Annotated in this window: 13 protein-coding genes and 4 pseudogenes; 9 read left to right on the forward strand and 8 right to left on the reverse strand. The window is 59.7% G+C overall.

Going from position 1 to position 12,222, the window contains the following annotated elements; all coding sequences use genetic code 11:
• Positions 1–94: 94 nt before the first annotated feature.
• Positions 95–1,141: pseudogene (locus CRO48_RS30815) on the reverse strand (IS66 family transposase); the annotation flags it as partial.
• 14 nt (positions 1,142–1,155) lie between these two features.
• Here CRO48_RS30815 and CRO48_RS30820 point away from each other — a divergent pair.
• Positions 1,156–1,524, forward strand: a pseudogene (locus CRO48_RS30820) (RHE_PE00001 family protein); the annotation flags it as partial.
• Between the two features lie 41 nt (positions 1,525–1,565).
• Here the strand turns inward: CRO48_RS30820 and CRO48_RS30825 are convergent.
• Positions 1,566–2,564, reverse strand: coding sequence for an IS5 family transposase (locus CRO48_RS30825; protein WP_097143456.1), 999 nt, complete (start codon positions 2,562–2,564; stop codon positions 1,566–1,568).
• A 74-nt stretch (positions 2,565–2,638) separates the two neighbouring features.
• Here CRO48_RS30825 and CRO48_RS30830 point away from each other — a divergent pair.
• The 3 genes and pseudogenes from CRO48_RS30830 to CRO48_RS30840 all read left to right on the forward strand — a co-directional run.
• Positions 2,639–3,238 (forward strand): annotated as a pseudogene (locus CRO48_RS30830) (type IV secretory system conjugative DNA transfer family protein); the annotation flags it as partial.
• Between the two features lie 28 nt (positions 3,239–3,266).
• Positions 3,267–3,464, forward strand: a complete 198-nt coding sequence (locus CRO48_RS30835; RefSeq protein ID WP_097143457.1) for a hypothetical protein — start codon at positions 3,267–3,269, stop codon at positions 3,462–3,464.
• Positions 3,465–3,676: 212 nt separating this feature from the next.
• A complete protein-coding gene (locus CRO48_RS30840) occupies positions 3,677–3,973 on the forward strand; it encodes a WGR domain-containing protein (protein WP_097143458.1) in 297 nt (98 codons plus the stop codon).
• Between the two features lie 50 nt (positions 3,974–4,023).
• Here the strand turns inward: CRO48_RS30840 and CRO48_RS30845 are convergent, their stop codons facing one another.
• Both CRO48_RS30845 and CRO48_RS30850 read right to left on the reverse strand, forming a co-directional pair.
• Positions 4,024–4,440: a hypothetical protein gene (locus CRO48_RS30845; RefSeq protein WP_097143459.1), complete on the reverse strand. Its 417-nt coding sequence runs from the start codon at positions 4,438–4,440 to the stop codon at positions 4,024–4,026.
• Positions 4,437–4,703: a type II toxin-antitoxin system prevent-host-death family antitoxin gene (locus tag CRO48_RS30850; protein WP_097143460.1), complete on the reverse strand. Its 267-nt coding sequence runs from the start codon at positions 4,701–4,703 to the stop codon at positions 4,437–4,439. Before CRO48_RS30850 ends, CRO48_RS30845 begins: the two co-directional genes overlap by 4 nt.
• Before the next feature lie 465 nt (positions 4,704–5,168).
• Between CRO48_RS30850 and CRO48_RS33650 the strand changes: the two are divergent.
• The 3 genes and pseudogenes from CRO48_RS33650 to CRO48_RS30865 all read left to right on the forward strand — a co-directional run.
• A pseudogene (locus CRO48_RS33650) lies at positions 5,169–5,551 on the forward strand (ATP-binding protein); the annotation flags it as partial.
• Between the two features lie 365 nt (positions 5,552–5,916).
• On the forward strand, positions 5,917–6,363 hold the full coding sequence (locus CRO48_RS30860; RefSeq protein WP_280952712.1) for a type 2 periplasmic-binding domain-containing protein: 447 nt from the start codon (positions 5,917–5,919) through the stop codon (positions 6,361–6,363).
• Positions 6,364–6,618: 255 nt separating this feature from the next.
• The gene (locus CRO48_RS30865) at positions 6,619–6,858 is read left to right on the forward strand and encodes a hypothetical protein (protein WP_141402162.1); all 240 of its coding nucleotides are present in this window, start codon (positions 6,619–6,621) and stop codon (positions 6,856–6,858) included.
• An 85-nt stretch (positions 6,859–6,943) separates the two neighbouring features.
• On the opposite strand, the gene CRO48_RS30870 is transcribed toward CRO48_RS30865, so the two are convergent.
• From CRO48_RS30870 to CRO48_RS30880, 3 genes are all read right to left on the reverse strand, one after another.
• The gene (locus CRO48_RS30870; RefSeq protein WP_097143463.1) at positions 6,944–7,258 is read right to left on the reverse strand and encodes a DUF6640 family protein; all 315 of its coding nucleotides are present in this window, start codon (positions 7,256–7,258) and stop codon (positions 6,944–6,946) included.
• A 93-nt stretch (positions 7,259–7,351) separates the two neighbouring features.
• Complete coding sequence (locus CRO48_RS30875) at positions 7,352–8,164, reverse strand: SDR family NAD(P)-dependent oxidoreductase (protein ID WP_097143464.1); 813 nt, start codon at positions 8,162–8,164, stop codon at positions 7,352–7,354.
• Entirely contained in the window at positions 8,161–9,147 is a 987-nt protein-coding gene (locus CRO48_RS30880) for an aldo/keto reductase (protein ID WP_097143465.1), read from the reverse strand. Before CRO48_RS30880 ends, CRO48_RS30875 begins: the two co-directional genes overlap by 4 nt.
• A 589-nt stretch (positions 9,148–9,736) precedes the next feature.
• Here CRO48_RS30880 and CRO48_RS30890 point away from each other — a divergent pair.
• Positions 9,737–11,347, forward strand: a complete 1,611-nt coding sequence (locus CRO48_RS30890; protein WP_210202052.1) for an ABC1 kinase family protein — start codon at positions 9,737–9,739, stop codon at positions 11,345–11,347.
• Here the strand turns inward: CRO48_RS30890 and CRO48_RS30895 are convergent.
• Positions 11,300–11,782 carry an Hsp20/alpha crystallin family protein gene (locus tag CRO48_RS30895; protein ID WP_097143468.1) on the reverse strand — a complete coding sequence of 161 codons (483 nt, stop codon included), beginning with the start codon at positions 11,780–11,782 and terminating at the stop codon, positions 11,300–11,302. The genes CRO48_RS30890 and CRO48_RS30895 overlap by 48 nt on opposite strands.
• A 303-nt stretch (positions 11,783–12,085) precedes the next feature.
• Here CRO48_RS30895 and CRO48_RS30900 point away from each other — a divergent pair.
• The coding region (locus CRO48_RS30900; RefSeq protein ID WP_455363841.1) for a recombinase family protein at positions 12,086–12,222 on the forward strand (137 nt) is incomplete at its 3' end.

The following is a 12,222-nucleotide window of genomic DNA, read 5'->3' on the forward strand; positions in this document are numbered from 1 at the left end:
TGCCCCGCGATCACGGTGAGCGGAAATCATGTGTTTCCCGTCACCTGCAAAATGCCCTTAGCGTGTATTAATGTAGAAATGACCACAGAGCCCCGATTATGTCCCTGTCGAAAATGTCGATACCATTTTCAGCCAGATAGGCGAGAAACGGAACCTGATCGGCAAACCGCCGCGGTTCGTTTCTCTTCAGCCGCGCCAGAAGGGCAGGGTCCATCTGCCGGTCTTCGAGAAAAGTGAAGGCGGCCTCGTTGAGGACGTAGTCCTGATAGTTGCCGCGCAAAAGGGCCAGAAAGTTCAGTCGCGACTTGGACGGCGCGGTGCGAAATGCGGTGAAATGCTCACCGCCGATATGCGTCGTATAAACATTGCGGTTGGCGTGACGGGCACCGGTGTCGTCGACCGTCACAAAGGGCGCCGAGACGAGGCCGGCGTGGAGGACGGCTGCATCCTCGGCATGAAAGCCGTCCAGGCGCTCCGTCAGGAACCGCACCACCTGGCGTTTGGAGATCTCGACGCCGACGTCGTTGAGCAACGTCGTCATTCGCTGCGTGGTGACCTGGCCATGCGCATGCAGCATCAGACAAAACCGCCGCAGATTGGGCCCAAAGCCACCTCTTATCCCCGCAGGCAGCTGAGCTGTGATGGTGTCTCCCTCCGGCGTTACCCAGCATTCCCGCCGGTAACGAACCACCTCGACCCTGAGCACCAGATCCCGGACAAAGCAGTCCTTGTAGCCCTTAAAGCGCGACCCGGGCGGTACACTGGCAGGCAGCACCTCTTCACGCGTCACCCGCTTCGTGTCGTTCTTCGGCCCTCGCGGCCGGGGCGCCGGATCCTTGGCCGAGAGCGGCTTGTCACCCGTTGCCTTTTCCATCCCCGACGGTCTGAAGGGTGGGCGGGGCGGCAGGTTTTTAAGCCGCGCAATCTCGTCACGCAGAAGCTGGTTGTCGATCTTCAGCCGGGTGTTCTCCAGCCTGAGTTGATCGTTCTCATTCCGAAGCCTTTGGTTTTCAGCTTCGAGCTTCTCAATCCGGGCGTCTGCCCGATCAGCACGCTCCACCAGGCCGGTCACGAGCTCTCGCAGCGCCTTCAGCGAGAGCGTGTCGGCATGCTCGGCCATGGGCAGGCGGCGCTTCGTCATGCAGGGAGTGAATCATGAATTACCGGAAACAGGAATCCCTCGTGCCACCGGATTTGCTCCAGGTACTTTTGGAGCCGGCTGTTCGGGCGGGTATCGCACTCACGAGTCTTGATGAGCGCATCGCCCGTTCGCGTGTCGGGCAGGGATGGATGGAACGACGCCACTTCACTGATGCCTGCGACGTCATGCGTACGCGCCGGCGGATTTTCGGACAGTCTGCAGATTGGGCGCTGTCGCCCGACGAGGTCCGGACGTTGCGACAGACGTCGGAGGTGGGGACGCCTGGGGTCGTTCGGGCCGCGGCCTCGATCGCGATCGACGCGGAAGGGGAGGGGGATGACACCGACGACGCCCAAGATCTCCCGGGCATCGGCATTGGTGCAGGGATCAGCTAATGAGCGGAGCTCGTTCTTTGATGGTCCGCTTATTTGGTTGCTCCCGCCGATGCCTCACAACGAACGGATTTCGGGCATCCGCAGGCAAGCATTCGGTTAAGGATGGTGACCCCGATCGCAGCCTCTGTCTGTTGAGCAAGAAATGACCGAGCGCGCAAACGCGGTCCAATGATGCCCTTGTATCGACCCATCGCGGTTTCAACCAAGGCTCGTTTGCCATAGCCGGTAGATGCCTGCCATTTCAGCCGACCATCTATCTGCGCGGATGCGATGTGGTCGTCTCTCTGGCAGCATGCTTGGGCGTTGGGCCGTTCAAATGCGGTCGAACGCGGTGGAATGACGACCCTTGCGCCTGCGCTATGGTGTAGAACCGCGTCGTAGGTTGGAGTGCCATCATAGGCTTCATCGGCGGTGAACTGATCGATCTCATCATCAATCTTATCAAGCAATGGCCCCAGCTGCGAGGTATCGCCGGTTTCCTGATCTGTCAGGCTATGGGCAATGATCTTGCCACTGTCGGCATCAACAGCCAGGTGCAGTTTGCGCCAGCCACGCCGGGACTTTGTCCCATGCTTTTCTTCCAGCCATTGGCCAGCGCCATAAACTTTCAGGCCGGTACTGTCGACCAGAATGTGAAGGGGACCGCTCTCCACAGGCTGGCGTTCGTTGTTTCTGGCCGATGGCGTCCAGGTTCTGGCTCTCCGGCTCAGCGTGGTGTGATCGGGCACAGGCAGATCCAATCCCATCATATCAAGCACTGAACTCAATAGCCCTTCGCTCTGGCGCAACCGCAGCCCAAACACCATGCCCAACGTCAACGTAGTTTCGATCGCCAGATCAGAGTAAAGCGGCTGGCCTCCCCTCGTATTGCATCGTGGAGCAGCCCAGCCGCTAAGCGCCTCCGGCGTTACCCAAAGGGTCAAACTACCGCGGCGGCGAAGGCCCGCCTCATACTCCGGCCAGTTCGTTACCTTGAACTTCATCTTCCTGATATGATGGCGGCGGGTGGCGTTATGTTTGTGCGACATGCTGGATCAATCAAGTATTTTCGATCCCGGTCGCATAGATGCAAAACGTTGAAATCTTATCCGCGCACCAACGCCAGACGCTGGAGACCCATGGTGGTCTCGCGCGGGTGATCATCGGCTCATTCCTGAACGCCATTTATAACCGTGACGGGGCGATGCCGGGACGCGCTCTGTTCCTTCTCGACGAGGTCGCTCGCCTGGGATTCATGAGGATCCTTGAGACGGCACGCGATGCCGGCCGCAAGTACGGGATCACGCTTCTGATGATCTATCAGTCGATCGGCCAGATGCGCGAAACCTATGGCGGACGCGACGCCACCAGCAAGTGGTTCGAAAGCGCGAGCTGGATCAGTTTCTCAGCGATCAACGATCCGGAGACCGCGGACTATATCTCCCGGCGTTGTGGAACAACGACAGTCGAAATCGACCAGGTCAGCCGGAGTTTTCAGGCGAGGGGTTCGTCACGAACCCGATCAAAGCAACTTGCCAGCCGACCATTGATCCAGCCGCACGAAGTCCTGTGCATGCGTGCCGATGAGCAGATTGTGTTCACCGGGGGAAATGCGCCACTTCGATGCGGTCGCGCGATGTGGTTCCGGCGAGCCGACATGAAGTCCTGCGTTGGCGATAACCGCTTCCATGGAAAACGTGAACCTTTGGAAATGAAGGTCTGAGGGACACCCCGGACCTGGAGACCGAGCGATGAGATATTGGGAAGCCTGCGAGGCACAGGTCACGGCAGAAGAGGCCATCGAAGAATGCCGTATCCATCAAATTGAGGCAATCGTTCGCGACAGCGATAGCGCTTTGGTGGATGTCACGACTAGCAATGTCATCGCTCATCCAGACGAGCAAGCCGACTATTCTGGCGCCGATATTCTCGGTTATCTGGGATACTGATCAATGGCAGTCGGCTATCGCGCGGGAGGATCGTTACCGGGACCGGCGAAGACCACAGTTGGGCTTCGTTCGCTTCAGCGAATAGAGTCGTACGCCAAAGGCGGACCGCCCCGTGCTCCTTCTTACAATACTTCACAAAACTGAATCGTTCCGCGGCCATCGATTCACAACTGTCGTTGGACGCATGGGACCGATTGCGCGATCCTCTCACCATGATCGCCCAGCCCTATAACCTCTATATCGAACGCACTGATGCTGAGAAGAATATGGCGCGCTTCTATGCCATATCTATTGAGCCGACCCTTTTCGGAGAGGCGTGTCTTATGCGGCGCTGGGGACGCATCGGAACCAGAGGTCAGATGAAGGTTCATCACTTCGAGCAAGAAGAGGCGGCGGTAGAGCTCTTTCTGGAACTCATTTCTCAGAAGCGAGCAAGAGGGTACAGTCCCGCAGTCCGTGAAGAACGCGGAAACCGCTCCTACCCACACAAAAAATCTGCAACGCTGTGAAACGATATTTCAGCCAGAATTGGTGACGTTCATGGCGTCGCTGGACGGCACTATCTGGATCGGCTGACCTCGGCAAAAGACTTGCGGCGGGCGATGAACTCCCTGAGGAGTGGCAGGAAGAATGCCTTGCTGAAGCGACCGATCGGCGGTTCAGGTTCGAGATAGAACGACCGTCCGACAATGTCGCTGTTGAACTCATCGAGGATGATCCAAAGGCGCAAATCGACATCAAGCCCGGCGCGGCGCTTTTCGATCGCTGGTATCTCCGCCGCGAACCGGCTTCGCTCCGGCTGCTTCGTCGTGATGGGAAAGAATAGCACGAGGTCACCACCCGCTTGAGGGATCCGGACGCCGACGGCTACCGGTCGGTCTTTGCGTCCCTCTGTTTCGCCCTTTCCGGCTTCACGGCTCCAGAGATAGGGATAACGGATGACCGTTGCTGTCTGGATCTCGTCATATCCACTCATCGGCTTGTCTCAGCGCTGTCGGCGTAAGCGTCGACAGCGCTCTCAAACTCGGCGAGCAAGGCGTCGGGCATGGTCTCAAGCGTGCCTGCAGCACGCATATCGGACTGGCGCATCAGCCGTTCATAATCCTCGATGTTCAGCAGCACCAGTCGCGGTTTGTTGCGCTGAGTGATGGTAACTGGATGGCGCAAGGCCTCGGCTATAATGTCGCCAGACTTCCGCGAGAGGTCACTCGTGGTGTAGGAACCGGTGCTGCTGGTCATTTGAGCGTCTCCTCGCAGTAGAATCACAGTGAATGGATAGATAGCTCGGTTGGGGGGCACAATACAGCAAATACAGCATTGATGTAAATGCTGAATATGGTGAGCGCATCTGGCGGCGACAGTTTTTCGGATATCGGTGACCTCGCTCGGCAAGAACGCCATGGCGCGTCCAACTCCTTTCGACACCGCAAACTGCCCAGCCTGGCTGTCGTTATGTACCGCCCTCAGAAGGGCGGCTCGGCGTCGACAAGGCCGTGCTGTTCGGCCATGGCAACGATCACCTCGGCCAGCTCGAGTTCGGCCGCGATCTCTCGGCGCTCATCAGCGTCAAAAGCGTTCTTGAGTTCGGCACGTTATCCTGACAGTCAACCACGATTATTGTCCGTGGGAGATTGTGACCACCTCGCGAAGAGATCGCCTGAGACTGCGCAACACGATCCCGCAGAGGTTGCCAATCGCGGCGGCCTGTATCTGCGCATGCCGCGTCTGTTCGAAGACTTGGGCCTTGCCTGGCTCGACGGCCGCTTTCCACGCCGGGTCGACAAACCCGCCCGCGTCCAGTTGCTGATCCTCGACGACTGGGGAACGCACACGCTCACGGATCAACAACGCCTCGATCTGCTGGAAATCTTCGAGGAACGCTATCGCCGGAAATCAACGCTCATCACCGCGCAGCTCCCTGTCGCCCAGTGGCATGACATGATCGAGAACCGACCATCGCAGACGCAATCCTCGATCGGATCATCCATAATGCTCACCGCATCACCCTTGAAGGCGACAGCATGCGGCGGCAAAAAGCACCATCCCACTTGACCGGCGCTGAAAACGGCGAAATCAATCGCTCATGACTTCAACCATGCAGGCGACAGTCGACCACATCATGCTGTCCCGGAATTAGTGAAAACACTGTCCGCAATTTAGTGAAACGACTGTCCCCGTTCTTCCGAAATATGCACGCAACCGTCAGCACGTGTCGCAGATCAGCTGAGCCGTTTCTCGTCGGGCGGCGTTCCAACCGCGATGAATTGCAGCGGGGAGAAGGCTACGCCCTCCACAGGATCTGCGGTGGACATCAGGTTTCCAGACAAAACCTGTCGCTATGTTTGGGGGAGCTAAACTGCAGCCTGCAGCGCCCAAAATATCTGAACCGCATTTGTCGCTTTGCACTTAACCCCGAGAATCGGTCGGTGCCTCGACCACCTATTACATCGACATCCAGACCGGCGTGTCGGTAGGCGCGTTATCGTTTGCAAGCAGCATTTTGCCGACACGCGTCTATGAAGTCGCGCCGCACCTGACGCGCGTCGGTATCGGCGCGATGTATTTTGGCGGCATCGCGGCCAACAAAGATTTTTTTGACGGCCTGCCGGAAGAGGTTCAGACCGCAGTCCTCGCAGCCGGAAAATCGACTTCGCTAGCGCATGGCGCCTACGTCACCGAGCAGGCCAATACGGCAATCGGGAAGATGGTGGCTGAACGCCTTGAGATTTCAGAATTGCCGGAAGACGGAAAGAAGAAATGGGTGGAGAGCCTGCCAAATATCGTCGGCCCATGGCTTGCGTCCAATGGCGAAGGGGCCACGACTTTGCCGAAAGCCTATTTCGCTGAACTGCGCGCCCGCGGCGTCACGCCGCTGCGCGACCGGGACACGGGTCTCTAATTTCTGACTGTACCGGCGATGTTCGCCGGTGCAGTGTCAATCCAATCACTTGGAAGCACGCCGTGGCCGAACTGATACCTCAGATTGAGGAAGGCACTGGCCCTCCAGCCGACGCCGGCCCGTTCGGTTTGCCGCCAACACGCTCGTCGCCACCGGGACGATCTGGATCTTTCTCTTGATGTTCCTGATCGTCGCTGACGTCATCGGGCATAACTTTCTTTCAAGCCCGATAACCGGCGTCGCAGAGATGGCGGCATGCTCGGTCGTTGCAATCGTCTTCTCACAATGTCGGCAGCGGTTCTGGCGGGGCGCAGGACGCGCGCCGACTTCCTGACGAACTATATCCGCAAGGTCTCGCCCGGCCTCATGCAAGCGATCGACGTCGTTTTCCTCCACATTGGCGCCGCCGTCTTCGCCGCGGTCGCCTATGCCTCCTGGCCTGAGATGATCAACCTCCAGGCGCCTGCGTTGGGTTCAGGTTTCCTCGTCTTGTGACCCGATCAGGCAAGCCGGTGCGACAAGCGGCACCATGACGGCATCGGCACCACCTGGCCGGGAATTCCGCCACTCGCCCGTCGCTTCACGAGTCCGGGTCAACGGGCGCCGTGCCGGGAAAGAGGATGTTCGCACCCTGTGCGATCCAGAAAGCCGCGCCCAGGGTGCCGCTGGCTGCAAGGTTCCTTAGCCAGTCGCCGGTCCAGCGATGGACGAAATAGACGCTGGCGGCGCCGAGCAACGTTCTCAGTGCTATGGTCTGTGCATCGTGCTGCTTGGAGTGTGGAGGCCAGCGCGGGTTACGCATGTGTGTGCGCCCCACTTCGGCGATCCAGGGAGAGATCATTGTGACCAGGCTCGCCGCCGTGAGGATCCGCTTCGAAACCTTCCTGTGCTCCATCAAATCCGGCTTCCCGGTCAAAACCGCGCTGCTTACCGCCGCGACCCCCGACGCAGCGGACGCGCCGCGTCGGCGGAGACGAAGCTCCCCGCATCAGGCGACGGCCCAGCCGGCGTTATCCATCGCTTCCTTGGCGGCTTCAGCTTCCGGTAGCTCTCTCCTCCAGCGGGAGGCGTCGAGCCGCCGGCCCGTCACCCCGTCCGACGCCCCCGAAGCCAGCCAGAGAAGCGGCGGGACGATGATCGCGGGATCAAGCAGGCCGCTTCGCGCCTCTTGCGGCAGGCCGTCCGGAATCATGCCTGTCGCTGTCGCGCCTCCGGGAAGAAGGCCATTCACCGTGACCCCTGTGCCGTCCAGATCCTGCGCCCAGATGATCGTCTCGGATTCCAGCGCCGCCTTGGACGGGCCATAGGGCGAGAAGCCGCGCCGGCGCATAGTGGCGTGATTCATCGTGATGTTCACGATGCGCCCGCGACCGGCCGCGATCATCACCGGGGCCGCCGCCCGTGACATCAGGAACGGACCGTTCACATTGGTGTCGATCACCATGCGCCAGACTTCGGGGGCGGTTTCCCAAAACCGGGTCGGCTCGGTCAGGAACTGCTGGCTGACATACTTCATCCCGCGACCGGCGTTGTTGACGAGCATGTCGAGCCGGCCGAAGCGGTCTTGCGCCATTGATACGACGCGGGCGCAGTCATCCTCTCGAGATACATCGGCGAGCGTCGGGATAACTCGGTCGTCCCCCGCCTCGCGGGCCACGGCCTCGATTTCGGTCGCTTCGCGCGTGGCGGTTGTGACGACCCGCGCGCCCGCCGCCGCAAGGCCAAGCACCATCGCCCGGCCGAGGCCGCGCCCTCCCCCTGTGACGATCGCGACCTTACCCGCGAGCCGATCGCCCCTCATCGGTTCAGCGCCTGCATCTGGGGCGCGGCATAGCGCGTCCCTGCGGCAGCACCGGGCGGCAGGATGCAGTCGATCCGGGCCACATCCTCAGCCGTTAGCCGTACATCGACGGCGCCCACGTTCTCCTCGAGCCGCGCACGCTTCTTGGTGCCGGGGATCGGCACGACGTCATCGCCCTGAGCCAGCAGCCAGGCAAGCGCCAGCTGGGATGGCGTGCGGCCCTTTTCGCGCGCCATCGTCTCGATCTCGGACACCAGGTCAAGGTTCTTCTGAAAGTTCTCGCCCTGAAAGCGCGGCGCGTTGCGGCGATAGTCGTCCTCGGCCAGATCCTCGATGCGGCGGATCTGGCCGGTCAGGAAGCCGCGGCCGAGCGGGCTGTAGGCGACGTAGCCGATGCCAAGTTCGCGCACCGTCGGAAGGATCGCCTCCTCGGGCTCGCGGCTCCACAGCGAATATTCCGTCTGGAGAGCTGAAATCGGATGCACGGCATGTGCACGGCGGATAGTCTCTGGCGCCGCTTCAGAAAGGCCGAGGTATCGGACCTTGCCGGCTTTAACGAGCTCAGCCATGACTCCCACCGTCTCCTCGATCGGCGTGTTCGGGTCCACCCGGTGCTGGTAATAGAGGTCGATGTGGTCCACCCCGAGCCGCTTCAGCGACGCGTCGCAGGCTTGGCGCACATAATCGGCGTCGCCGCGAATGCCAAGATATTCACCGTTATCGCCGCGTACGTTCGCGAACTTGGTTGCGAGCACCACTTTATCACGACGGTCGCCGATTGCCTTGCCGACCAGTACCTCATTAGTGAAGGGGCCGTACATGTCGGCGGTGTCGAGGAATGTGACGCCAAGCTCGAGTGCACGGTGAATCGTCGCGACTGACTCAGCCTCGTCGCGGCTGCCATAAAATTCTGACATCCCCATGCATCCGAGGCCCATCGCTGACACCTCAAGTCCTTCCGAGCCTAGCTTGCGAATATGCATTTCTTGTTCCTGCCGCTTGTGCCATGAAACGACCCAACGTCCCCCAGCCAAAGCGGTTCCCGCTGCAAGGAGTCAGAACGAGCGGACGCTGCAAACTTGAAGATCCTTCGGCAAAACGGTATCCTATCCCGCCGGGGATAGGCCCGGCGATCAGCAGGATATGGGAGTTTCGAGGGCTAAGACTGAAAATAAGCATTGTTGCCTTTGCAATCCTGATCATTAGGGCGCCGTGGCAGCTTCTCTGGATTCGCGTAAAGCCCGCCCGACCTTCCGCCCCAAGGCAGCGTAAAACTTATACAAATGGTCTCGGAACCGCGGGACATGCAGATTTCACGCCATCAAGACTAATTCCTACTCACTCGGAAATACGAAATCGGTTACCATATAATTGATGGAGCCGAAGTGCGGCTCAATTTCGATGTCAGGACGGGAGCGGTTAGACCGCCTCAGACCGGAGGACTGTTTGGGGGATAACAGAGACAGGCAGCTATATAAACAGTGCCAATGCCCCTCGACTTATCAGCAGATGGAAATTGAGCGGGGCTACCCCATTGGCTGCTTTGGGTTCACGGAAGGCACAACCTAGATGATGGCTGGACGTCTCTCAACGGCCGATTACCGACGGCTCGCAACCGTGCTGCGGGTCCTCGGAGAGGCCGGACTTAAGCCTACGTTGGCTCGCTTCGGGCTGTTTCGAACCCGACATGTACAGTCATTTGACGACGCGGAAGCAGAGGCTTTAGTCCGCGCACTGGAGCGTCTCGGCCCTACCTTCGTCAAGCTCGGGCAGATCATGGCAACGCGCGCGGATCTGCTTCCGCCCGAGCTGACGGAGCGTCTGAGCCGGTTGCATGACGCCGTCGCGCCCGTGCCGTTTGAGGAAGTACGTTCTCAACTCGTGGTTGACTTGGGCGCTGATCCGTCAGAGGTGTTCGCAGAGTTTTCGACAACGCCGATCGCTGCCGCGTCCATTGGTCAGGTCTATGAAGCCCGATTGCACACGGGCGAGTCTGTCGTTGTGAAGGTACGGCGGCCGGGCATAGAGGAGGTGATGCGCGCCGACCTGCGGCTGCTCACGGCCGCCGCACGGGTGATCGAACGGCGGGCTCCAGGACTTAGGCGACATCAACCTGTCCGCGTGGTCGGGCAGCTCGCACAAGCGCTTCTCGAGGAGATCGACTTCAGGATCGAGGCACGCAATCAGGAGGATGTTCGTTGTCGGACCAGCGTCTTTGTCGTGCCGCGTGTCCATCCTGAGTTCAGCACGAGCAGGACTCTGGTCAGTGATCGTATCGTTGGCAGGAGCCCCAACCAGGCATTCAGACATTCGGAGCCCGCGCTCGCCCGAGCACTTGCCCCGGAAGCAGCCCAGGGACTGCTGGCCTTGATGCTTCAAGAGAGCGTGTTCCATGCCGATCCTCACCCCGGAAATGTGCTGGTCACGCCCGAGGGCAAGCTCGCCTTGCTCGACTTTGGCTCGGTCGGGCGGCTTTCAGCGAAGCGTCGCGAACAGGTGCTTATCGTTCTTGGGTCCTTGGTCGATGCCGACGTCGGGGCGGTCACGGAAATCCTGATGGACTGGGCTCGCCGATCCGGCCCCCCGCCGCCAGGTCTTGAACCGGCCGTCGATCAGTTCTTTTCGCGCTATGGTGCTCAATCGGGTCGCGATATCCGTCTGGCCGAGGCAATCAACGATTTCATCTCGATTGCCCGGGAAAACGAACTTGCGCTCCCGCCCGATCTCCTCCTCTTGATGCGAGCACTAGGTATTTCTGAAGGCTTGGCCAGAACATTGGACCCTGACCTGGACGTGGTCGAGGCCATCACGCCAGTGATGCTGAAAGTCTTCGCGCAACGCTTCAGCCTTAAGGCGTTGGCGGCGCGAGGGTTCCGCGCATTCAAGGAGCTCGATCAGTTCGCCAACATAGCGCCCGAAGCTCTGCGGAGGGTCGCGGCACGGCTAAAGCGCGAAGGGCTCGCCGTTCAAGTTTCAGTTGCGAATTTGAATGAACTCAGCGATGCCCTACGCCGTGCCGGCAACACCTTGGCTAACGCCGTGGTGTCGGCGGCACTGATGCTCTCGGGCGCGCTCTTCTCGTTGTCGTCGGGTGGAGACCCGACGCGATCCGTTATTTCCCTGGTGGCGCTCGGGCTAGGCGTGATTATCTGGCTGCTCTTTGTGCTGCGCCGTCGCAGTTGAAGCACCAGCATTGATGGGGACGTGACAGGCCTTTCCCTTAACCCACGCAGCTTTCGGAAGATCCACCGTCAAAAGACCGTCCTGAAGCCTCGTTGTGACGCGCTCCGGCTCTACGGCTTCGACCAATGGCACAAGTCGGTCGAGTGCACCTCCGCTTCGGCTTTCTGCCGCAAGCTTGCGGCCGCTCAGTCGAATCGAATGGGGGGTGGCCTCCAGCAACAGCTCGTCGCGGCTGTAGCCTGGGACTTGGAATACCACGGTCACCTTCTCCAAGGTTTCGGAAATTGAAAAGATTGGTTCGGCTGCGCTGCTAAAACTGCTGCTATGAGCCGACCGTCGCCAAAGCCTGCCGAGTCCGCGAGCCAGAACGCTTTCATATGCGAGGCTGGCCGTCAGAGCCGTACCCCCGAACTTAATCTGAATGTCACCAATCATCTGTATTCCTCCGTTTGTGGGATAAGGTAACCGCGCGGCACGGCGGAATTAAGACAACCGCGGACGCCACCACAGCTTAACAGGCACGCTGGCCATGGAAACCCAACAGATTTTTATATTTTGGGAAATACGCCGAATAATTATACTCGTTCCCAATGGGCAGTTCTGAACGATGTCCGGCCATATTTTGCGACAAACTCTGTCAGATTGTGAGACTGTGCGGTAATTCCTGATTTGAGGTTTGTCCTACATGTTGATCGGTTACATGCGGTATCGAGCAGTGACGAGCGCCAGTCAGTTGCCTTGCAGCGTGATGCCCTGCTCGCGGTCGGGGTGGTTGAGCGTCATCTCCATCAGGATCGCGCTTCCGGAGCGCGTGATGACCGGCCGGGTCTGAAGGCATGCCTCGGCGAATTGCGCGAAGGCGATGTCCTGGTCGT

The organism is Rhizobium subbaraonis, assembly GCF_900220975.1.
Lineage (GTDB): Bacteria > Pseudomonadota > Alphaproteobacteria > Rhizobiales > Rhizobiaceae > Mycoplana > Mycoplana subbaraonis.